Below are 18,785 nucleotides of genomic sequence, written 5' to 3'. Positions count from 1 at the left end.
GACAGGCCAGTTAGGGAGCGGGCAGGGATGCGCACCGCAATGTTGTTGTTTTGTCTGGGTTTGATGTTGCCGGGCTGGTGGTCTGCCCTGCCAGCCTGGTCGCCGGCGATTGTTGGCAGTGTGCTGGTGTTGTGTGTTGTGCTGCTATCCGCCATTTATCTGCTGGCGCCCGATTCGCTGTGGCGGACGCTGAGCTGTCTGGCGCTGGTGGCATGGCTGGGGCTGGGCAGTGCGCTGCATCATGGCCTGCAGCTCCAGGCACATCAATTACCCACCTCCTTGGAGGGGCGCGATTTCTGGGTGAGCGGGACAGTCACGGGGCTGGTCAGTCAACAGGCGCGCTATCAGCAATTTGAATTTCGGGTTCGCCATAACTGCTTTCGTCTGGACCCCGCTGACTGCGATGATCAGCCGCCAGTCCTGACCGGCCATCGTATTGTTCTGAACGACTACAGCCAATTGCCTCTGAACAGCGGTGATCAGTGGCGGCTGCGGGTGCGCATGAGCCGGGTGCATGGTCTGTCAAACCCGGGCACCCGGGATTTTTCGGCGGTGCAGGCTCAACGGGGTATCGTAGCGCGCGGCTACGTGCGCGAGACATCGCTGAATCAAAAGCGACCGGGCGCGATCTGGCACATTGATCGTGTTCGCCAGGCGCTAATCAATCGTCTGCATGAACTGGCTCAGGAGCCGGCAGTCAAACTCAATCACCCCGGCGTGCTGTCAGCCCTGGTGGCCGGTGACCGTCGCGGCATCAGTGATGATCAGTGGCTTCTGCTGAGCAACACAGGCACCAATCATCTGCTGGTGATTTCCGGTCTGCATGTGGGGTTTGTGGCGCTGATGGCCTACTGGCTGATAAACCTGCTCAGTCGCATCAGCACGGCCCTCATCAGCCGGGTGCCGGCGCAGCGACTTGGCGCCGTGGCAGCCATAGTGGCGGCCACCCTGTATAGTGCGCTGGCAGGATTTTCGCTGCCCACGCAACGAGCCACGATCATGGTGACCCTGATTATGGCGGGCCACTTGCTGGGTCGGCGTTTTTTGCCCAGCTACAGTCTGTTGCTGGCGATGAGTGTGGTGTTGTGGCTCGATCCACTGGCCGCCACGCAGGCAGGCTTCTGGTTATCTTTTACGGCTGTCGCGACCTTGCTGCTGTGCTTTGCGGGACGTATTGAGCCGGGCGCTTCCGGCCGACCCTGGCGGCATGTCTGGCAGCAGTGGATCAGGCCTCAATGGGTCGTCAGCATCGGTCTGCTGTTGCCATTGCTGCTGTGGACCGGGCAGGTGTCGCTGCTGTCGCCGGGGGTCAATATGCTGGCAATTCCCTGGGTCAGCTTTCTGGTGGTGCCGGCGGCGCTGGCGGGTAGTGCGCTGCTCACTGTCTGGAGTGAGGCGGGCGTCCTGTTGCTTCAGTTTGCCGACTGGGCACTGGCGCTGTTTTTTCAGGTACTGCAGAAAGCGGCCACGGTGCCATTGGCGGTCTGGCAGCCACTCAGGCCCGATCTGCCGACCATAATATTTGCCTTATTGGCCTGTCTTCTGGTGTTGCTGCCTCGTGGCTTGTTGCCGCGCTGGCCGGCACCCTTGTTGTTAATGCCGCTACTTTGGCCGTCGTCTCGAGCGCTGCTGGCGGAAGGTGAGTTACGCCTGCAGGTGCTGGATGTGGGGCAGGGTCTGGCGGTGCTGGTTCATACCCGACATCACAGTCTTCTGTACGATGCCGGACCCCGGCTGGGTGAGCTGGCAGATGCCGGGCGCAATGTCATCCTGCCGGTGCTGAGACATGAAGGTATAAATGAGCTGAGCATGGTCATTATCAGCCACTGGCATGAGGATCACTTCGGCGGGCTGAATGCTGTTCTGCGGGCAGTGCCGGTGCGGCAGGTTCTGAGTACTGAACCCGAGCGACTGGGTGCAGACATGCGCGCCGGACGCTGTCGTGCGGCACAGCGCTGGCAGTGGGATCAGGTGCTGTTCGAGATTCTTCATCCGGATGACGGCGTCTATCGTTCCATCAATGACCGTTCCTGTGTACTGATGATCACGGCAGGACAGCAGCGCGTGTTGCTCAGTGGCGATATTGAACAGGTGGCGGAGCGGGCCCTGGTGCGGAATTATGGACCCGGCTTGCACGCCCAGTTTGCGCTGGCGCCGCATCATGGCAGTAATACCTCATCCTCCATCGCCTGGCTGCAGCAGGTTCAGCCCCGGTGGCTGCTGGTGTCTGCTGGGTACCGTAACCGCTTTGGGCATCCGGCCGAAGAAGTTCTGGGGCGTGCCCGGCAGCAGGGGGCAGAGGTGCTGCGCACTGATTATCATGGCGCCATCGAGATCCATGTGCGTGAGGAGCCGTGCGCATCGCAGATTTCCCTGCATCGCCTGATCAGTCGGCGTTACTGGCATAACATCCCGTCTGGCGATTATGGTAAAGTAGCCTGCAATTCTGCAGGAGGCTAAGGTTGTGGTAGAAATTGTAATGGCCGGTGGCTGGCTGATGCTGCCAATTATTCTGTGCTCCATTCTGGCGATTGCAATTGTCATCGAGCGCTTCTGGACACTCAGCACCAATCGCATAGTGCCGCGCTATGCCGTTGGCCAGGTGTGGACCTGGATCAAGAACGGTGAGCTGGACTCCTCGCGGATGCGCGAACTGCGCCTGGCTTCCCCTCTGGGGCAGATCCTGGCTGCCGGTCTGTTGCACGCCCGCCAGGGTCGTGAGGCCATGAATGCCGCCATCGAGCAGAGCGCTGCGGTTGTTATCCACGAATTGGAGCGCTACCTGAGCACGCTGGGCACGATTGCAGCCATTACGCCATTGCTGGGGCTGCTGGGCACGGTGGTGGGCATGATACGTGTGTTTACGGAAATCATGATTCAGGGAACAGGCAATGCCAATGCCCTGGCCGGTGGTATTTCGGAGGCTCTGATTACCACAGCAGCCGGCCTGACGGTGGCCATTCCGGCTTACGCCTGCCATCGCTATTTTATCCGCAAAGTGGACTCGCTGGTGCTGAGTCTGGAGCAGGAGTCTGCCAAGCTGGTCGAAGCGCTGCACGGTGACCGGCGCGTCGATGTGCGTGATTTTGTGACGCTGCCCGAGACCGGTGCGGCGCGCGAGGCGGCGCAGCAGGCAGCTGAGGGTGCCACAGTGGATGGCCAGGCGTGAAATTTCCGCGGCGCACGCTGGAAGATCCGGCCATCAACCTGACACCACTGATTGACGTGGTGTTTCTGCTGCTGATCTTTTTTATGGTCACCACGACCTTTACCCGGGAAACCCGACTGGCCGTCAATCTGCCCGAGGCCGACGCGGCGCCCGCCGAACAGCAGCAGAATCAGATAGAAGTACTGGTCAATCAGAACGGCCGCTACAGCATCAACAATGAACTGCTGGCCGACAATCTGCGTGATACGCTGCGCGATCGGCTGATCGACGTGGCCGGCGGTAACCTGAATCAGACAATCCTGCTGATTGCCGATGCCGAGTCCAGTCACCAGGCCGTGATCACCGCCATGGACGCCATCGGCCAGGCCGGTTTCAGCGGTTTCAGCATTGCTACCCGGCAGCCCGGTCAGGACGACAGTAACAATGAGTGATTCACCCTCTCTCACATCCGGGCCGCTGGAACAACAGCCTCCGGAACAGGCGACGCCGCAGCTTACCGGTATGCAGGTCTATCAGCGACTGCTGACTTATGTGCGGCCCTACCTGGGATTTTTTGGCATCAGCCTGCTGGGTTATCTCATATTTGCTGTCACTACACCGGCCACGGCTGCCTGGCTGGGCTGGACGATTGATCAGATCGAAGCCGGCAATGCCGATGCCCGCATTATCAGCCCCATCCTCTGTGTATTGATTGTACTGGTGCGCGGGATTGGTGGTTTCCTGGGTCACTATTCGCTGGAACATATCGCCAATCATGTGGTGCACAAGCTGCGGACCGAAGTGCTGGATCAATTGTTGAATGTGCCTGTCCGTTACTACGATGCCAATACCACCGGGCGTCTGGTGTCCAAGGTCACCTATGATGTCATGCAGATCAAAGGCGCAGCGACCAGTGCCGTGACAGTGATGCTGCGTGAAGGCCTGACTGTGATTGGTCTGCTGGCGTGGTTGTTCTGGGTGAACTGGCGCCTGAGTCTGGTCTTTCTGCTGGTGGCGCCCTGCATGGCGCTGATTGTGCACCTGGCAACCAAGCGTTATCGCCGCTACAGCCGCCAGATGCAGGATTCTATGGGGGATGTCACGCAGATCGCCAACGAATCGATTAAAGGCCAGAAAGTTATCCGCACCTTTAATGCCGCCGGCTTTGTGCTGGATCGTTTTCTGCAGGCCAGCGAGCGCAACCGCCGTCAGAACATGAAGATGGTCACCACCGAGGCAACCGCCACGCCGCTGATCCAGTTGATTGTGGCCATGGCCATGGCGATTCTGATCTGGCTGGCGCTGGCGCCGGAGTTTCTGGGTGGTGCATCGGCCGGCGAGGTGGTGACCTTCCTGACCCTGGCGGGCATGCTGAGCAAGCCGCTGCGCCAGTTGTCAGGTGTTAACGCCATTATTCAGCGTGGCATTGCGGCAGCGTCCAGCATCTTTGAGTTGCTCGACAGCGACCGTGAGCGTGATGACGGTACGTACCGGACAGAGCGTGCGCGGGGCCGCGTGGATATCGAGCAACTGAGTTTTGCCTATGATCCGGACAAGCCTGTGCTGGATAGTGTCAACCTGCAGGTGCAGCCCGGTATGACGGTGGCACTGGTCGGTCGTTCGGGCAGCGGCAAGTCAACGCTCGTCAACCTGCTGCCGCGCTTTTATGATTTTCAGCAGGGTGAAATTCGTCTGGACGACGTGCCATTGAAGGATTATCAACTGGCCAATCTGCGAGATCAGATTGCCATCGTGACGCAGGACGTTGTGTTGTTCGAGGGCAGTGTGGCAGACAATATTGCCTATGGCCTGGGTGACTTGATGACGCGGGAGCAGATCGAACAGGCGGCCCGCGACGCCCATGCTGATGAGTTTATCCAGCGCCTGCCCGGTGGTTATGATGCCGAGATCGGAGACGGTGGATCATTGCTGTCCGGCGGTCAGCGTCAGCGTTTGGCCATTGCCCGGGCCTTTCTGAAAAACGCACCGCTGCTGATTCTGGATGAAGCGACCTCGGCCCTGGATACTGAGTCGGAACAACATATTCAGCAGGCTTTGAGTGAGCTGATACGCGGCCGCACTACCTTTGTCATTGCCCATCGGCTGTCAACTATTGAAAACGCTGATCTGATTGTGGTCATGGATCAGGGGCATATCGTTGAGCGCGGCACACATCAGGAATTGCTGGCGCTCAACCAGCACTACGCCCGTTTGCACCGCATGCAGTTCAGCGAACAGCTCGATGACCCTTTGCAGTTGCAGCGTACCGCGCCTCCCGATGGAGCCATTGAGTAATGTGGCTGGTGGACGCCTGGTATCGGGGTGCCTGGTGGTTGAACCTGCTGCGTCCCCTCAGTGCGCTGTTTGTCCTGCTGGCGCGGCGCCGCCGCCAAAAGTCAGGCGCGCAGGCGCGTCCGGTGGACATTCCCGTGATCGTGGTTGGCAATATCACTGTTGGCGGTACGGGCAAGACACCGGTGGTGCTGGCATTGGCTGAGGCATTGCAGCGCAGCGGTCTGCGAGTTGGTGTGTTGAGCCGCGGTTATGGTGGGTGCGCTGCTCAATATCCCCTGAGGGTGACCAGCGATACACCGGTCAAACAATGCGGAGACGAAGCCAGTTTGATGCGGCGGCATCTGCACGGACCACTGGTACTGGACCCGCAGCGCGCACATGCTCTGCACGCACTGGTCAAAAGCGGTGAGTGCGACGTCGTGCTCAGTGATGATGGCCTGCAGCACCATCGACTATGGCGTGATGTGGAGATTGCTGTGATTGATGCGGATCGCGGCCTGGGTAATGGACTTTGTTTGCCGGCCGGGCCGCTGCGGGAGCCGCCGTCTCGTCTTGCGGAGCTTGATCATATTGTGTTGAATGGCCATATGACTCAGTCATCGTTGTCGCAATGGCAGGCACTGGCCGGCACAACGCCGGTTAGCGGGATGAGTCTGCGGGCACGTGAATGGGTTAATGTCAAAACCGGCCAGCGTGTGGCTCTGCAGCAGTTTTTCATGGCGCTGGGGCTGGACGATAGCACCGAATTGGCTGACGATACGACGAGTGCCGGACAGGCAGGGTCTGAACAACTGTCACTGCATGCCATTGCGGGAATCGGACATCCGCAGCGTTTTTTCGACACCCTGCAAACGCTGGGCTTAAACCCGCTGTGCAGAGCGTTTCCGGATCATCACAACTTTGTCGCCGAAGATCTGGCCTTTGCCGGTAAACAGCCCTTGCTGATGACCGAAAAAGATGCCGTAAAATGTCACTCATTTGCCGGCGACAACTGGTGGTATCTGTCAGTGACAGCGCAGTTGTCGCCATCACTGCTCAAGGCCCTGGCCACAAAAATTGATGCAATACGCGCCTCTGCCAATCATCAGCGCGACTGAGGAAAACAGTATGGATAAAAAATTGTTAAGCATTCTGGTTTGTCCGGTCTGCAAAGGCCCGCTGCAGTACAAACGCGAGCAGGCGGAATTGATCTGTTACGCCGACGCGCTGGCTTTTCCGATTCGCGATGACATACCGGTGATGCTGGAAAACGAAGCCAGAACGCTCAGCGAACAGGAGCGTGAGGAACGCTCATGAGCTTCACGGTTGTCATTCCGGCCCGTTACGCCTCGACCCGTCTGCCCGGCAAACCCCTGCTGGATATTGCCGGCAAACCGATGGTGCAGCACGTTTACGAGCGCGCCTGTGAAAGCGGTGCCAGTGCCGTGTATATTGCCACCGATGATCAGCGCATCGCCGCTGCCGTGCAGAAATTTGGCGGCAAGGTAGTGATGACCCGTGATGATCATCAGTCGGGCACTGACCGCATTCAGGAAGTGGCGCAGCAATTGGGATTGGATCATGCCGAGATCGTGGTCAATGTGCAGGGCGATGAGCCACTGATACCACCAGCGGCGATCAATCAGGTGGCTGAACGCTTGATCAGTCATCCGCAGGCAGGTATCAGTAGTCTGTTTCATCGTATCAGCAATGTGACTGAGTGGATGAATCCCAATGCTGTCAAAGTGGTGACCGATGCATCCGACTATGCTTTGTATTTCAGTCGCGCGCCGATTCCCTGGCAGGACACCGATCAGATTCACGGCAAGCGCCATATCGGAATATACGCTTATCGTGTGGATACGCTGAACAAGTTTGTTCAGTGGCCGCGCTCCCTGCTGGAAGTCAGCGAGCGATTAGAGCAGTTACGCGCTATGCATCACGATGTGCGCATTATCATGGATGAGGCCGTTGAGATGATCCCGGCGGGTGTTGATACGCCGGAAGATCTGGAGGCGGTGCGCCGTTTTCTGTCCGACAGTGAGATGTAAGCGTGAATTTTCCGTCTAACTGGCAGGCCGACGCGAGTCTGCAGTCGCTGCATACTTTCGGATTCAAGGTTCACGCGCGCTGGCTGGTGCAGGTGGAGCAGGAGGATGAGTTACCGGCAATTCTGGCAGTCGCTGAACGCAAGGATCTGCCGGTGATGATTCTGGGCGGTGGCAGTAACGTGCTGTTTGTCTCTGACTATCCCGGGTTAGTGGTACATCTGCAGTTGCAGGGTGTTCGCAGTCGAGCTGAAGGCGAACGGATTCTGGTGACAGCTGCGGCGGGGGAGAGCTGGCACGATTTTGTTGAATACTGTCTGGGACGTGGCTGGTATGGTCTGGAGAATCTGGCACTGATTCCCGGTAGCGTGGGTGCCGCGCCGGTGCAGAATATCGGCGCCTATGGTGTGGAGCTGGCCGCCATTTTGCACAGTGTCCGTTATCTGGATCGTCAGGATATGTGCGTGAAAACGCTCGCTGCAGTTGACTGTCAGTTTGCCTACCGTGACAGTATCTTCAAACATGAACTACGCGATCGGGCGATTATCTTGTCCTGCACTTTTTCACTAAGTGCTGTTCCGCAATCACAGCTTGAATATCCGGCTTTGCGACAGACGCTGGCGCAGTTACCGGGTGTGGATCTGGAGCAGGTATCGCCCCGGCAAGTGTTTGATGCGGTCTGCGCTTTGCGTCGCAGCAAATTGCCGGATCCTGCCGTACTGGGCAATGCCGGCAGCTTCTTTCGCAACCCGATCATAAGTCGTGCACATTGCCAGCAGTTATTATCCGAATGGTCGGATATGCCGGTATTTGAGATTCCACACGATCCCGGACATGTTAAAGTGCCGGCAGCCTGGTTGATCGAGCAGGCGGGCTGGAAGGGTGTGCGCCGGGGATTTGTCGGTGTGCATGACCAACAGGCGCTGGTCCTGGTGCACGATTACCTGCATTCGCAGGGTGCTGCCTCAGCTTCTGAGCTGGTCAGGCTGGCAGGTGATATCGCTGAGTCAGTGCAGCAGCGTTTCGGCATACAGCTACAGCCGGAGGTGCAGATTGTCGGACTTTGATGCTGACTTTGATGCAAAGGCGCGCCTGCAGGTGATGAGCCAGCGTCCCGGTGTGTATCGCATGCTGGACGACAAGGGCGAGGTGCTTTACGTCGGCAAGGCGCGTAATCTGAAAAAACGTGTCAGCAATTATTTCCGTGCCAGTGGCCTGGATACCAAGACAATGGCACTGGTCTCACACATTGCGGATATCGATGTGACCATCACCAACAGCGAAGCCGAAGCGCTGCTGTTGGAGCAGAACCTGATCAAGAAATATCGCCCGCCCTACAATATCCAGCTGCGCGACGACAAAACCTATCCCTACATTATGCTTACGCACAAAGACGCCTATCCGCGCCTGGCTTTTTACCGTGGCAGTCGCAAACGTGATGCGACTTTTTTTGGCCCCTATCCCAGTGCCAGCGCCGTGCGAGAAAGTCTGGCGTTGCTGCAAAAAGTATTTCGCGTGCGTCAATGTGAAGACAGCTACTTTCGCAATCGCAGTCGCCCCTGTCTGCAGTACCAGATAGGCCGCTGCACAGCACCCTGTGTCGGTTATATCACGCCCACCGATTACGCGCAGGATGTTCAGGATGCTGTGCAGTTCCTGCAGGGGCGCAGCGATACCCTGATTCAGACGCTGGGCAAACGCATGGAACAAAAATCGGCGGCGCTGGAGTTCGAACAGGCGGCGCGTGTCCGCGACCGGATAGCCGATCTGCGGCGCATTCAAAGTGAGCAGGTGGTGTCCGGCGATGGTAATGATGCCGATGTCATGGCGGCCGTTTTGCAAGGTGCCTATACCTGCGTGCACGTCATCACCATTCGTGGTGGGCGCATTATAGGTAGTCGCAATTTCTTCCCCAAAGACAAATTGGCCGAAAACGCCGCCGAATTGCTGAGCGCGTTTATCGCGCAATATTACTTGCGCGACAACGTGGTTGCTGGCAGCAGTTTATTGCCTGCAGAGATCATCATCAGCCCTGCCATTAAAAACAGCGCCAGCCTGCAGGAGGCACTCTCAACCGCTGCAAGCAAACAGATTCGCCTGACCGGCAGCGTCCGTGGCCATCGCGCCCGCTGGCTGGCCATGGCCGTGGCCAACGCCGAGCAGGCCATGCTCAGTCACATAAACAACAAACAGACCATGTTCCAGCGCTTCGAGCGCCTGCAGGCGGAGCTGGAGCTGGATTTTATCCCCAAACGCATCGAGTGCTTCGACATCAGCCACACCATGGGTGAGAGTACCGTGGCTTCGTGCGTGGCCTTTGATCATAACGGGCCGCTGAAGTCAGATTATCGGCGTTATAACATCAGCGGCATTGAGCCGGGGGATGATTATGCGGCGATGGATCAGGCGTTGGGTCGCCGATTTGCTGCTCGGGGGACGGAGACGGTCTCCGTCCCCCCGTCGGTCAATGCCAACCGGCAAGCCGCCGGCCAGGGGGGAGGTTCCTCGGGTACACCCTCGCTCACTTCCCCCCCACCCGACGGCCTGCCTGGATCAGACATTAGCGCTGGGGACGGAGACCGCCTCCGTCCCCAGGGTAAACCGGCTTCTCAGCGCCCACTGCCGGATATCCTGCTCATCGACGGCGGCAAAGGTCAGCTCTCCCAGGCGGTGGACGTGCTCAACCGCACGCTCACGCCCGAGCAACTGCAGGGCATGCTGCTGATTGGCATCGCCAAGGGTATCAGCCGTCGGGCAGGGCAGGAGACGCTGTTTCTGGCGGTCGGGGACAGCTATCAGGAGATTGCCATTCCTGCGCATTCGCCCGCGCTGCATCTGCTGCAGCAGGTGCGTGATGAGGCGCATCGTTTCGCTATTACCGGCCACCGCCAGCGTCGTGCCAAAACCCGCAATCAGTCGCCGCTGGAGCAGATTCCCGGCCTGGGTCCGGCCCGGCGACGTGAGCTGCTGAAGTACTTTGGTGGTCAGCAGGAAATCATGCGTGCCAGTCAGGCCGACCTGGCCCGCACACCCGGTATCAGCAAAAAACTCGCTGCTGTTATTTATGAGTCTCTGCATAATGAGTAGAATGCACGCTGTTACACGATCGGGAATACAAGGGAGAGACAATCAGCAATGAACGCGGCCAATACGGTAACAATATCGCGAGTCCTGTTGGTGCCGCTGATTGTTGTGGTTTACTACAGTGGTTTTGCCTGGAGCCAGCTCGCAGCCGCGGCGCTGTTTACCGTTGCCAGTATCACCGATTGGCTGGATGGGTACCTGGCCCGCAAACTGAATCAGACCTCGCCCTTTGGCGCCTTTCTGGATCCGGTGGCCGACAAACTGCTGGTGGTGATGGCGCTGGTGCTGCTCACCGCCAATTTCCCCAGTCCCTGGTTTGTGGTCCCCACGGCCATCATTATCGGCCGCGAAGTCTTCATCTCCGCATTACGCGAATGGATGGCATCACGCGGCGAGCGGGACAAGGTGGCCGTTGGTTATATAGGCAAGGTGAAAACCACCGTGCAGATGATTGCCATCATCGTTTTGCTGGCCTACAGCCCGGAATTTCCGCGTTGGGTCTTGCAATTGGGCTATGTGTTGATATATCTTTCCGCCGCCTTGAGTGTGTGGTCCATGGTCAACTATTTGAAGAGTGCCTTGCCGACCATGAGGTGAAAAAACGGCGAAAAATTCGGAGACTGATGCTTGACATCGTACCGAATGCCATTAGAATAAGCGCCTCTTTCGCAGTGATGCAAAAGACGTAAAAAAACCAGTTTAATGCGGGAATAGCTCAGTTGGTAGAGCACGACCTTGCCAAGGTCGGGGTCGCGAGTTCGAGTCTCGTTTCCCGCTCCAAACATACGGCCACTGGCCAGTCCGGAAGTTACCTGTCTGCCAGGTAAAATTTGGAACAGTACAGGCTGGGTGGCAGAGTGGTCATGCAGCGGACTGCAACTCCGCGTACGCCGGTTCGATTCCGACCCCAGCCTCCATTTTCTACAAGCCGCCCGGGTGGCGAAATTGGTAGACGACGTGCAGGATGCACGAGTGCCGCGGAGGACAGGAGTCCGGGAGCGGCCGCAAGGACAAACTGCCCGGGTGGCGAAATTGGTAGACGCAAGGGACTTAAAATCCCTCGGGGGAAACTCCGTACCGGTTCGATTCCGGTCCCGGGCACCAATCAAATCTCCGAAATTTTTTCTTAAACGAGCTCAGTGTTATTACTGGCTTGATGAGTTCGTCTTTCGGGCTCGGGCCTACCCCAGCAAGCCCTTGCGCCTGAACCATATCTCTAGCGGCAGTGTCACCAGCGGCGGAATAGCCGCCATAATGGCGAGCATGCTGGCCCACCATGGCCAGCGCAGTCGCGTCATGCAGAAAAAGGTCACCACCACGTAGGCGATGAAAGCGGCGCCATGCAATCGGCCAAAGAGCCACACTCCGAAATCGGTAGTACCAGTGACGTATTTCAGGTACATGCCAATCAGCAGGCCGGCCCAGGTCAGGGCTTCTATCAGGGCTACAATTGAGAACAGCCGACCTGCAGAAAATGTCAGAGTATGTGTCATATTGGACGCTATTGTCCGGTATCCATATCCCATACGTCAACGCGATGCAGTGGATCGGGTCGCGCCTCACGCACCTCGAATATCACGCGGTCGGTATACCGGCGGCCGTGCCGGTCGATGCTGGTCACCTCGAGGGTATGCACGCCGTGCGGCAGATCAGTTGGCAAAGTGGCACGCCACAGGTGCATGTTGCGATCAGCGATGGCTGTCTGGGGCTGCGGCGGACCCTGAAATCGAGAACCACGGTAGGCTTCGTAGCCCTGGTTGCGGGGACGTCCCATCGTGCTTTCTATGGCATATCTGCCTACCGTAGCCTGACGCTTGACGGTGAAAGGATCGGCATACTCGGCGCCGATCTGTGCGGCCTCGCCGGTTCCCTGTTGAGTGCGGCTCAGTGTTATCGGCGCGCCGCCATTGATGCGGGCGCTGACTTGTGTTTCCCGACTGCCGTTCCAGACGTTGGCGGTGATGAAAACACCCTGACTCAACTCCTCGGGGGTGAGTATCCGGGTGTCCGGCAGGTCGTTGATGGAAACCGGCGGCACAGGATTTCGTTCACGCGCCGGCAGTGATCGCCATGCCTGCAGGATGTCAAACCACTCGCGGAAGGCGGGCGTGTTAAAGTCCACCCACTGACCGCGCCGTGGGTCTATGCGGGAACCCACGTAGTGTTCCCGATATTCACTGCCCTGAAAGTCCAGCATCAGCAGTCCTTTGGGGGCGCCCATACGCTGCAGTGCCATGGCGTCGCCATCGATACCAAGATCACCCTGCCACCAGTGACCGGATGCGGCGCCAGCCACAATGTGACGGAAGGGAGCGCTGTCGACACCCAGTGCCTGCTGCCAGCCGTCGAAGGATTCACCAGGCGCGATGTTTTCCAGCGTATGTAGGTGACCGGACAGAGACAGCGCTTCGCGGCCGGCCACCAGGGCATGAATCTGTGCAGTGGCATCATCCTGATGCTGAAAAGAACCGGATCCATAGAATGACAGCATTGGGCCATGATGCGCCATTACGATCAGTCGGTCTTCCGGTGTGTGCCGCAGCAGGTTTTCAAGCCATTGAAGTTGAGTGTCATGGACTCGTACATTGTAAACCGGACGGTCTGATTCGACACAGAATTCACGCCCTGGCAGCCTGAGTTCTTCCTCGCCGCAAGGGTAGATGATGTTGTCCAGTACAATGAATGTCACCTGACCTGTTTCGAATGCGTAGTAGTTCGGTCCATAGATTCGCCGCCAGGAATCGGAGGAGTGTGCATCGCTGCTGGCGTCAAAGTCGATGTCGTGGTTGCCCAGTGCCATCCACTGTGGCACACCGACGGCTGAGCCAACCTCCAGCAGGCGCTCCAGCACGTCCAGATCATCACCGACCACATCGCCCAGATATACCAGACAGTCATTGCTGCCCAGATCCATTTGCACCAGATCAGCAATGGCGCTGTCGCGGAACTGGCTCAGCTCGCCGTTTGAGTAGGTCTGACTATCGCCGATGGCCGCGCAGGTAAAGGTATTGTCAGGGTTACTGCGCGCGCGCAGCGGAAAATTTACCTGCGAAGGCGCTGGCCCGGTGTCCGGTAAGCCGCCAAATCGTAAGGGTTCCGGGGTTCCGCCGGGTTTGTGGGTATAGGCAAATTGCGGCACCATGCGGTGATCAACCGGTACCTGCCAGCCGGCCGGTTGTACAACTGTCAGGTCCATATCTGCACGTACGCCAATCTCATAGCGCCCGTTGGCATCGGTTTGTACAACATCAAGACCATTGCTGACCAGCACATCGGCAATACCTGGTTCGTTGGGCTGGCGGCGGCTGTCGCCATTGAGATCATTGAACACCAGGCCCTGAATGGTGTCTCCGGAACTGGCGCCGCGGATGACTTCAACTTGGCCGGTCCAGGGTTGGGCGTGAGCGGTAATGCTTAGTCCGAGAGCTGCCAGGGTAAGCGGGATCAGTCTGGTCACGCGGTTCATGAGCTACCTCCGGCCCTGAAGGGCCTGTCACAGATTAGGAAAAATGTCATGCTAGCCCGAACTTTGTGACGGGAGTTTGTCAGTTCCGAATACTGATGCGCCGTTGCCCGCTCAGTCTGAGCTGGCCGGTGCCAGAGACAGTCTCGATGGCCAGCTCGTAACGTCCGTTCGGGAATTGTGTGGTATCGACCAAGACTTCAAAACCCAGCACCGGCGCATCCGGATCGCTGTCGCCATTCATCAGTTGTACCACATCTTCGCGGTGGATTTGTCGGCTGGCGGTGGCGATTGACTGCCGATTGAGCAATACCTTAATTTCCCGTGCTCCAAAACCCGGCACGATGCTCCAGCCGCTGATTGTGACGGTGCCGGAGAGTGTCACATCTTCAGCCGGCTGATCCAGCCAGGTCAGAGCGGGAAGGGGGCAAGGCGACCCCAGGCTGGTCTGGTAACCTTTCTGGCCGTAGTAAATGCTGAAGCGTTTGTCACCATTAAACAGGGTGAGCTGGTCGATAAAGTTGAGCGGCTGAAACAGGCTGCAGGCGAGCTGCATCACGGTCGTTTTTTCGTCGATATCCAGCGTGCTGTCTTCGGTAATGAAGACGATATTGTCGATGTCATGCTGCATCAGCGCCGGGGTGTGGCGCTGCCACAGGGCATACTGCGTGGCGCGGCCATCGCGAATGGTTTTGTCTTCGTCGATTGTGTAGACCTGCAGGTCGGGAAACTTGAAGCTGAGCTGCGCGGCCGTGTAGTAGTTATCTGTGACGTACAGTCGTTCCGCTGGCAATGCATGCTGCTGGTCAAGTTGCTCAATTTTCTCTGCCAGAGGTTGCCAGCCGGCCATTTTATTGGACAGCACGTCATTACCCACCAGAGTCTGCAGTTGCTGATTAAAGCCTTGTGAGCCAATACCGGCCAGCACCAGAAAAGTGCCCAGCAGGCCCAGCAGTGGCGTGCTGATGGCGGCTTTGGCGGACCATTGATTGGCGATGTGTCGCAGGGTCTGTGGCAAAAATACCAGCAGCGGCAGGTAGCCGGACAGAGGCCAGTGCAGGGTGGTACGGGTGGTGTCGCTCCAGGGCGACAGTAGCAGGTAAACGCCCAGGTTGAACAGGGCAAACAGCATGAACAGTGTGGCGCGGTTGTCGCCTTCACGCCCCTGCAGAAACGTGCGCCACAGGGTATACCAAAGTGCGGCGTACATCAGTGGCGTGACGATGACGGCCTGAATCAGCGGGTGCATCAGCCCTTCGGCCTGGAATTGCCAGGGGTGGCGGTCGACCAGATGATAATCCAGGCCGCTCAAATCATGCATCAGATTGAATGACAGCGCCGGGATAAATCCGCACAGCCCGATCAGGCCACCCAGCCAGAGCCCGGGACTTTTCCAGTAATGTCGATGGTCGGTGGCAATCAGCAGGTAGACCACCGCCGCCAACGGATAGAGTACAAAGCGGTAATGGCTGGACAGGCCCATTGCGGCCATCACGCCAGCCGCCAGCCAGTAGCCGGAGTGCCCGGTTCGGGTGGCGCGCTCTAACATGCCCAGAAATAACATGCCCCAGAAAATCATCGGCACATCGGGCACCGCCAGCAGACCCAGGAAGGCTGCCATGGGCAGGCACAGTGTCAGCAGCGCGGATGTCAGCGCGTCCCTCTGACCGGTCAGCGGCAAGGCCAGCCAGTAGATCAGCAGCGGCAGACTGCTGCCCATCAGCAGAAACAGCGAGCGCACTGCCAGCGGTGTATTGCCCAGCAGCTCGCTGCCCAGCCCCGCCAGCAGGGCGGCCATAAATGGCAGATCGCTATAAGCCAGTGCCGGAAACTGCGAGGCCTGCCAGTAGAAAATCTCGTCGCTATACAGCTCCAGCCGCCAGGCCAGCATCAGCTTGATACTCGTAATCAGCAGCAGTAACGCAGCAACTGGCAGCGGGCTTAAAACGTTGCGTGTTGGGGCGTTGTTGGTCATCATGGGCGTCAGGCACCAACAGTTTAAAAGGAGCAATAATGCCATACCCTGACAGTATTAATCCCGACTTTTCTGCACGCGACAGCCTGCCTGGTGTTGATGAAACACTGGCGCGGCGCTGGTCGCCCCGGGCATTTGTCAAAACCCCTATTGCCGAAGCCGATGTTAACGTTCTGTTTGAGGCCGCTCGCTGGGCACCCTCGTGCTTCAATGATCAGCCCTGGGAATTTCACGTCTCCACCGAGGAGACCTATGATGATTTCCTTGATTTGCTGCTGGAAGGCAATCAGGTCTGGGCCAAAAACGCATCACTGCTTTGTTTTGTGGTGGTCCGCAAAACCTTCAACCACAATGGCAAAGACAACGCCTACGCCGAATACGACGCCGGCGCCGCCTGGATGGCCCTGAGCCTGCAGGCTCGCCAGATGGGGCTTTATACGCACGGCATGGGTGGCATTAAGCACCAGCAAGTAGCAGACTACCTGCAGCTTGACGATAATCACAAAGTCATCTGCGGCATCGCCATCGGCGTGGCCGCAGAACCCGACGTCCTGTCGGCCGAGGTGGCCGCCAAGGAAAAACCGTCAGGACGCAAACCGCTGGCGGATGTATTGAAACGCTGGTGATGCTGGGGACGGAGGCGGTCTACGTCCCCAGCGTCACCAGCGCCGACAGGAGCTTAAGCATGGCTAAACTATTAAAAGGCGACAATAAAGACCTGGGCGGGTTCTCCGTCTCGCGCATACTGCCCCACCCGGAAAAGAAAATGGTGGGACCCTTCATATTTTTTGATCACATCGGGCCCGCGCAATTTCCTGCCGGGCAGGGCATCAACGTGCGCCCGCATCCGCATATTGGCCTGGCGACCGTGACCTATCTGTTTGAAGGCAGCATGCTGCATCGCGACAGTCTGGGGTCGGTGCAGGAAATCTTCCCTGGCGATGTAAACTGGATGATTGCTGGTCGCGGCATTGTGCATTCCGAACGCGAAACGCATGAAGTTCGCTCCAAGGATCACCCCCTTTACGGCCTGCAGCTGTGGGTAGCGCTGCCGCAGGATCATGAAACCATTGAGCCGGATTTTCAGCACATCAGCAAAAATGATCTGCCCTGTATTTATCGGCCCGGCATCATGATGCGCCTGATCGTGGGCAATGCCTACGGTCGGGGATCGCCGGTGCGTACTTTTTCGCCCATGTTCTACCTGGATGTGATGCTGGACAAAGGTCGTCAGCTGGAACATCCTGACCCTGAGCAAGAGGCCGCCATCTGTGTGGTCAGTGGCACTGTGCTGATCAATGATACAAGCTACACCAAGGGTGATTTTGTATTGCTGGAGTCAGGTGACACACTCATAAGAGCGCAGGACGACGCCCGCTTTGCCATGATCGGTGGCAAAAAATTCGAGCAGGTGCCGCATATTCACTGGAATTTTGTGGCTTACGACCGCGCCACCATAAATGCGGCGCGGGAAAGATGGGAAAATGGCGAATTTCCCGCCATACCCGGCGATGATGAGGAACGCATCCCCCTGCCATGAACACTTTACACCTGAGCAAGGGGCGCGAATCGTCCTTGCTGCGCCACCATCCCTGGGTCTTTTCCGGTGCCGTTGCCAAAGTCAGCGGCAATCCGGCCAATGGTGAAACCGTCAAGGTGGTTGATGCCAGTGGCCGGGAACTGGGGCTGGCAGCCTACTCACCGCATTCCCAGATTCGCGCGCGCATGTGGGGTTTCGACCCAAACGCAGTGATTGATGCCGATTTTATCCGCCGCCAGGTGCAGGCCGCCATCAACCGTCGCGGTCATCTGTTTCATGAAAAGCGCAACGGTTTGCGGCTTATTTATGGTGAGTCGGATCAATTGCCTGGCCTGGTGGTGGATCGCTACGGTGATTTCCTCTCTTGTCAGATCCTTTCCAGCGGCACTGAATACTGGCGCCAGGCCATTATTGATGCACTGCAATACACACTGCCCGAGATCAAGGGTATTTACGAGCGATCCGATGTGGCGGTGCGCAAACACGAGGGGCTGGAGCAGCGCAAGGGCCTCTTGGCGGGCGCTGAACCACCGGACTATATCACTCTGAATGAGCAGGGGCGGCAGTATCTGGTGAGCATCGTCGATGGTCATAAAACGGGCTACTACCTGGACCAGTTTGATAACCGTAACGTCGTGCAGCAGCTGTGCGCGGCGCGTTCGCAGCCGGCGACGGTGCTGAACTGCTTTTCTTATACCGGCGGTTTCGGCATCGCGGCGCTGCATGGTGGCGCGGCACATGTGACTAATGTGGACTCGTCGGGGCCGGCGCTGGAGCTGGCAGGGCGGAATCTGCAGCTGAACGGATTTGACCCCGATCAGGCTGAGCTGGTGCAGGCCAATGTGTTTGAATACCTGCGCGAACTGAAACAGCAGGGGCGCCAGTTTGACATCGTGGTGCTGGATCCGCCCAAATTCGCCGAGACCAAACATCAATTCAAACGCGCTGCCCGCGCCTATAAGGACATTGCCCTGCAGGCCGCGCAGCTCATCAAGCCAGGCGGCTATCTGGTCACTTTCTCCTGTTCCGGTGCCATCGACCCGGGTCTGTTCCAGAAGATAACCGCCGATGCATTGCTGGACGCCGGGCGCAGCGGGCAGATTACCCGTTTTCTGCATCAGGCCGAAGACCACCTGGTGGCACTGCCATTCCCCGAATCACTCTACCTGAAAGGTCTGATTTGCCTATTGGATTGATCGGCTTTTTCAATGGCAGTTTGCTTATCGATTGGCGCGTTTCGGTTTATAATCCCC

16 protein-coding genes and 3 tRNA genes are annotated in these 18,785 nt (G+C 58.0%); 16 read left to right on the top strand and 3 right to left on the bottom strand.

What is annotated here, in order from left to right:
- The first annotated feature begins 27 nt into the window (after positions 1-27).
- From PS2015_RS09085 to PS2015_RS09025, 13 genes are all read left to right on the top strand, one after another.
- Complete coding sequence (locus PS2015_RS09085) at positions 28-2,460, top strand: DNA internalization-related competence protein ComEC/Rec2 (protein ID WP_082628070.1); 2,433 nt, start codon at positions 28-30, stop codon at positions 2,458-2,460.
- Between the two features lie 4 nt (positions 2,461-2,464).
- A complete protein-coding gene (locus tag PS2015_RS09080; RefSeq protein WP_082628069.1) occupies positions 2,465-3,169 on the top strand; it encodes a MotA/TolQ/ExbB proton channel family protein in 705 nt (234 codons plus the stop codon).
- Positions 3,166-3,600, top strand: coding sequence for an ExbD/TolR family protein (locus tag PS2015_RS09075; RefSeq protein WP_058021901.1), 435 nt, complete (start codon positions 3,166-3,168; stop codon positions 3,598-3,600). Before PS2015_RS09080 ends, PS2015_RS09075 begins: the two co-directional genes overlap by 4 nt.
- Positions 3,593-5,443 (top strand): lipid A export permease/ATP-binding protein MsbA, encoded by a 1,851-nt coding sequence (msbA, locus tag PS2015_RS09070; RefSeq protein WP_082628068.1) that lies wholly within the window; start codon positions 3,593-3,595, stop codon positions 5,441-5,443. Before PS2015_RS09075 ends, msbA begins: the two co-directional genes overlap by 8 nt.
- On the top strand, positions 5,443-6,540 hold the full coding sequence (gene lpxK / locus PS2015_RS09065; protein ID WP_058021900.1) for a tetraacyldisaccharide 4'-kinase: 1,098 nt from the start codon (positions 5,443-5,445) through the stop codon (positions 6,538-6,540). The genes msbA and lpxK overlap by 1 nt, the downstream gene beginning before the upstream one ends.
- Positions 6,541-6,550: 10 nt before the next feature.
- Positions 6,551-6,739: a Trm112 family protein gene (locus tag PS2015_RS09060; protein WP_058021899.1), complete on the top strand. Its 189-nt coding sequence runs from the start codon at positions 6,551-6,553 to the stop codon at positions 6,737-6,739.
- Positions 6,736-7,473, top strand: coding sequence for a 3-deoxy-manno-octulosonate cytidylyltransferase (kdsB, locus tag PS2015_RS09055; RefSeq protein ID WP_058021898.1), 738 nt, complete (start codon positions 6,736-6,738; stop codon positions 7,471-7,473). The genes PS2015_RS09060 and kdsB overlap by 4 nt, the downstream gene beginning before the upstream one ends.
- Before the next feature lie 2 nt (positions 7,474-7,475).
- Entirely contained in the window at positions 7,476-8,537 is a 1,062-nt protein-coding gene (gene murB / locus PS2015_RS09050; RefSeq protein ID WP_058021897.1) for a UDP-N-acetylmuramate dehydrogenase, read from the top strand.
- Entirely contained in the window at positions 8,524-10,557 is a 2,034-nt protein-coding gene (uvrC, locus tag PS2015_RS09045; protein ID WP_058021896.1) for an excinuclease ABC subunit UvrC, read from the top strand. Before murB ends, uvrC begins: the two co-directional genes overlap by 14 nt.
- 48 nt (positions 10,558-10,605) lie before the next feature.
- Entirely contained in the window at positions 10,606-11,151 is a 546-nt protein-coding gene (gene pgsA / locus PS2015_RS09040) for a CDP-diacylglycerol--glycerol-3-phosphate 3-phosphatidyltransferase (protein ID WP_058021895.1), read from the top strand.
- 107 nt (positions 11,152-11,258) lie between these two features.
- Positions 11,259-11,334: transfer RNA gene (locus PS2015_RS09035), tRNA-Gly, on the top strand.
- A 63-nt stretch (positions 11,335-11,397) separates the two neighbouring features.
- Positions 11,398-11,471, top strand: a tRNA-Cys gene (locus tag PS2015_RS09030).
- Positions 11,472-11,571: 100 nt separating this feature from the next.
- Positions 11,572-11,658: transfer RNA gene (locus tag PS2015_RS09025), tRNA-Leu, on the top strand.
- A gap of 77 nt (positions 11,659-11,735) precedes the next feature.
- Here PS2015_RS09025 and PS2015_RS09020 read toward each other — a convergent pair.
- The 3 genes from PS2015_RS09020 to PS2015_RS09010 form a co-directional block, all read right to left on the bottom strand.
- Positions 11,736-12,047: a DUF3817 domain-containing protein gene (locus PS2015_RS09020; protein WP_058021894.1), complete on the bottom strand. Its 312-nt coding sequence runs from the start codon at positions 12,045-12,047 to the stop codon at positions 11,736-11,738.
- A gap of 8 nt (positions 12,048-12,055) precedes the next feature.
- Complete coding sequence (locus PS2015_RS09015) at positions 12,056-14,020, bottom strand: calcineurin-like phosphoesterase C-terminal domain-containing protein (RefSeq protein WP_058021893.1); 1,965 nt, start codon at positions 14,018-14,020, stop codon at positions 12,056-12,058.
- A 79-nt stretch (positions 14,021-14,099) separates the two neighbouring features.
- Complete coding sequence (locus PS2015_RS09010; protein ID WP_169792288.1) at positions 14,100-15,995, bottom strand: glycosyltransferase family 39 protein; 1,896 nt, start codon at positions 15,993-15,995, stop codon at positions 14,100-14,102.
- A 35-nt stretch (positions 15,996-16,030) separates the two neighbouring features.
- On the opposite strand from PS2015_RS09010, the gene PS2015_RS09005 reads away from it, so the two are divergent.
- Genes PS2015_RS09005 through PS2015_RS08995 form a run of 3 tightly spaced genes read left to right on the top strand, consistent with a single transcriptional unit; the run spans position 16,031 to position 18,728 of the window.
- A complete protein-coding gene (locus PS2015_RS09005) occupies positions 16,031-16,618 on the top strand; it encodes a nitroreductase family protein (protein WP_058021891.1) in 588 nt (195 codons plus the stop codon).
- A 59-nt stretch (positions 16,619-16,677) separates the two neighbouring features.
- The gene (locus PS2015_RS09000) at positions 16,678-17,532 is read left to right on the top strand and encodes a pirin family protein (RefSeq protein WP_058021890.1); all 855 of its coding nucleotides are present in this window, start codon (positions 16,678-16,680) and stop codon (positions 17,530-17,532) included.
- A complete protein-coding gene (locus tag PS2015_RS08995; RefSeq protein ID WP_058021889.1) occupies positions 17,529-18,728 on the top strand; it encodes a class I SAM-dependent rRNA methyltransferase in 1,200 nt (399 codons plus the stop codon). The genes PS2015_RS09000 and PS2015_RS08995 overlap by 4 nt, the downstream gene beginning before the upstream one ends.
- The last annotated feature ends 57 nt before the right edge of the window (positions 18,729-18,785 follow it).

This window comes from Pseudohongiella spirulinae, from assembly GCF_001444425.1.
GTDB classification, from domain to species: Bacteria; Pseudomonadota; Gammaproteobacteria; order Pseudomonadales; family Pseudohongiellaceae; genus Pseudohongiella; species Pseudohongiella spirulinae.
Note: the sequence above shows the minus strand (reverse complement) of the source record. Positions and strands in the feature narration are given on the sequence as shown.

What these genes read in the sequence shown, in the direction of transcription:
- PS2015_RS09020 (WP_058021894.1), bottom strand. Translation starts at nt 12,047, where the DNA reads ATGACACATACTCTGACATTTTCTGCAGGTCGGCTGTTCTCAATTGTA.
- PS2015_RS09085 (WP_082628070.1), top strand. Translation starts at nt 28, where the DNA reads ATGCGCACCGCAATGTTGTTGTTTTGTCTGGGTTTGATGTTGCCGGGC.
- PS2015_RS09005 (WP_058021891.1), top strand. Translation starts at nt 16,031, where the DNA reads ATGCCATACCCTGACAGTATTAATCCCGACTTTTCTGCACGCGACAGC.
- pgsA (WP_058021895.1), top strand. Translation starts at nt 10,606, where the DNA reads ATGAACGCGGCCAATACGGTAACAATATCGCGAGTCCTGTTGGTGCCG.
- msbA (WP_082628068.1), top strand. Translation starts at nt 3,593, where the DNA reads ATGAGTGATTCACCCTCTCTCACATCCGGGCCGCTGGAACAACAGCCT.
- PS2015_RS09060 (WP_058021899.1), top strand. Translation starts at nt 6,551, where the DNA reads ATGGATAAAAAATTGTTAAGCATTCTGGTTTGTCCGGTCTGCAAAGGC.
- lpxK (WP_058021900.1), top strand. Translation starts at nt 5,443, where the DNA reads ATGTGGCTGGTGGACGCCTGGTATCGGGGTGCCTGGTGGTTGAACCTG.
- kdsB (WP_058021898.1), top strand. Translation starts at nt 6,736, where the DNA reads ATGAGCTTCACGGTTGTCATTCCGGCCCGTTACGCCTCGACCCGTCTG.
- PS2015_RS09010 (WP_169792288.1), bottom strand. Translation starts at nt 15,995, where the DNA reads ATGATGACCAACAACGCCCCAACACGCAACGTTTTAAGCCCGCTGCCA.
- PS2015_RS09015 (WP_058021893.1), bottom strand. Translation starts at nt 14,020, where the DNA reads ATGAACCGCGTGACCAGACTGATCCCGCTTACCCTGGCAGCTCTCGGA.
- PS2015_RS08995 (WP_058021889.1), top strand. Translation starts at nt 17,529, where the DNA reads ATGAACACTTTACACCTGAGCAAGGGGCGCGAATCGTCCTTGCTGCGC.
- PS2015_RS09000 (WP_058021890.1), top strand. Translation starts at nt 16,678, where the DNA reads ATGGCTAAACTATTAAAAGGCGACAATAAAGACCTGGGCGGGTTCTCC.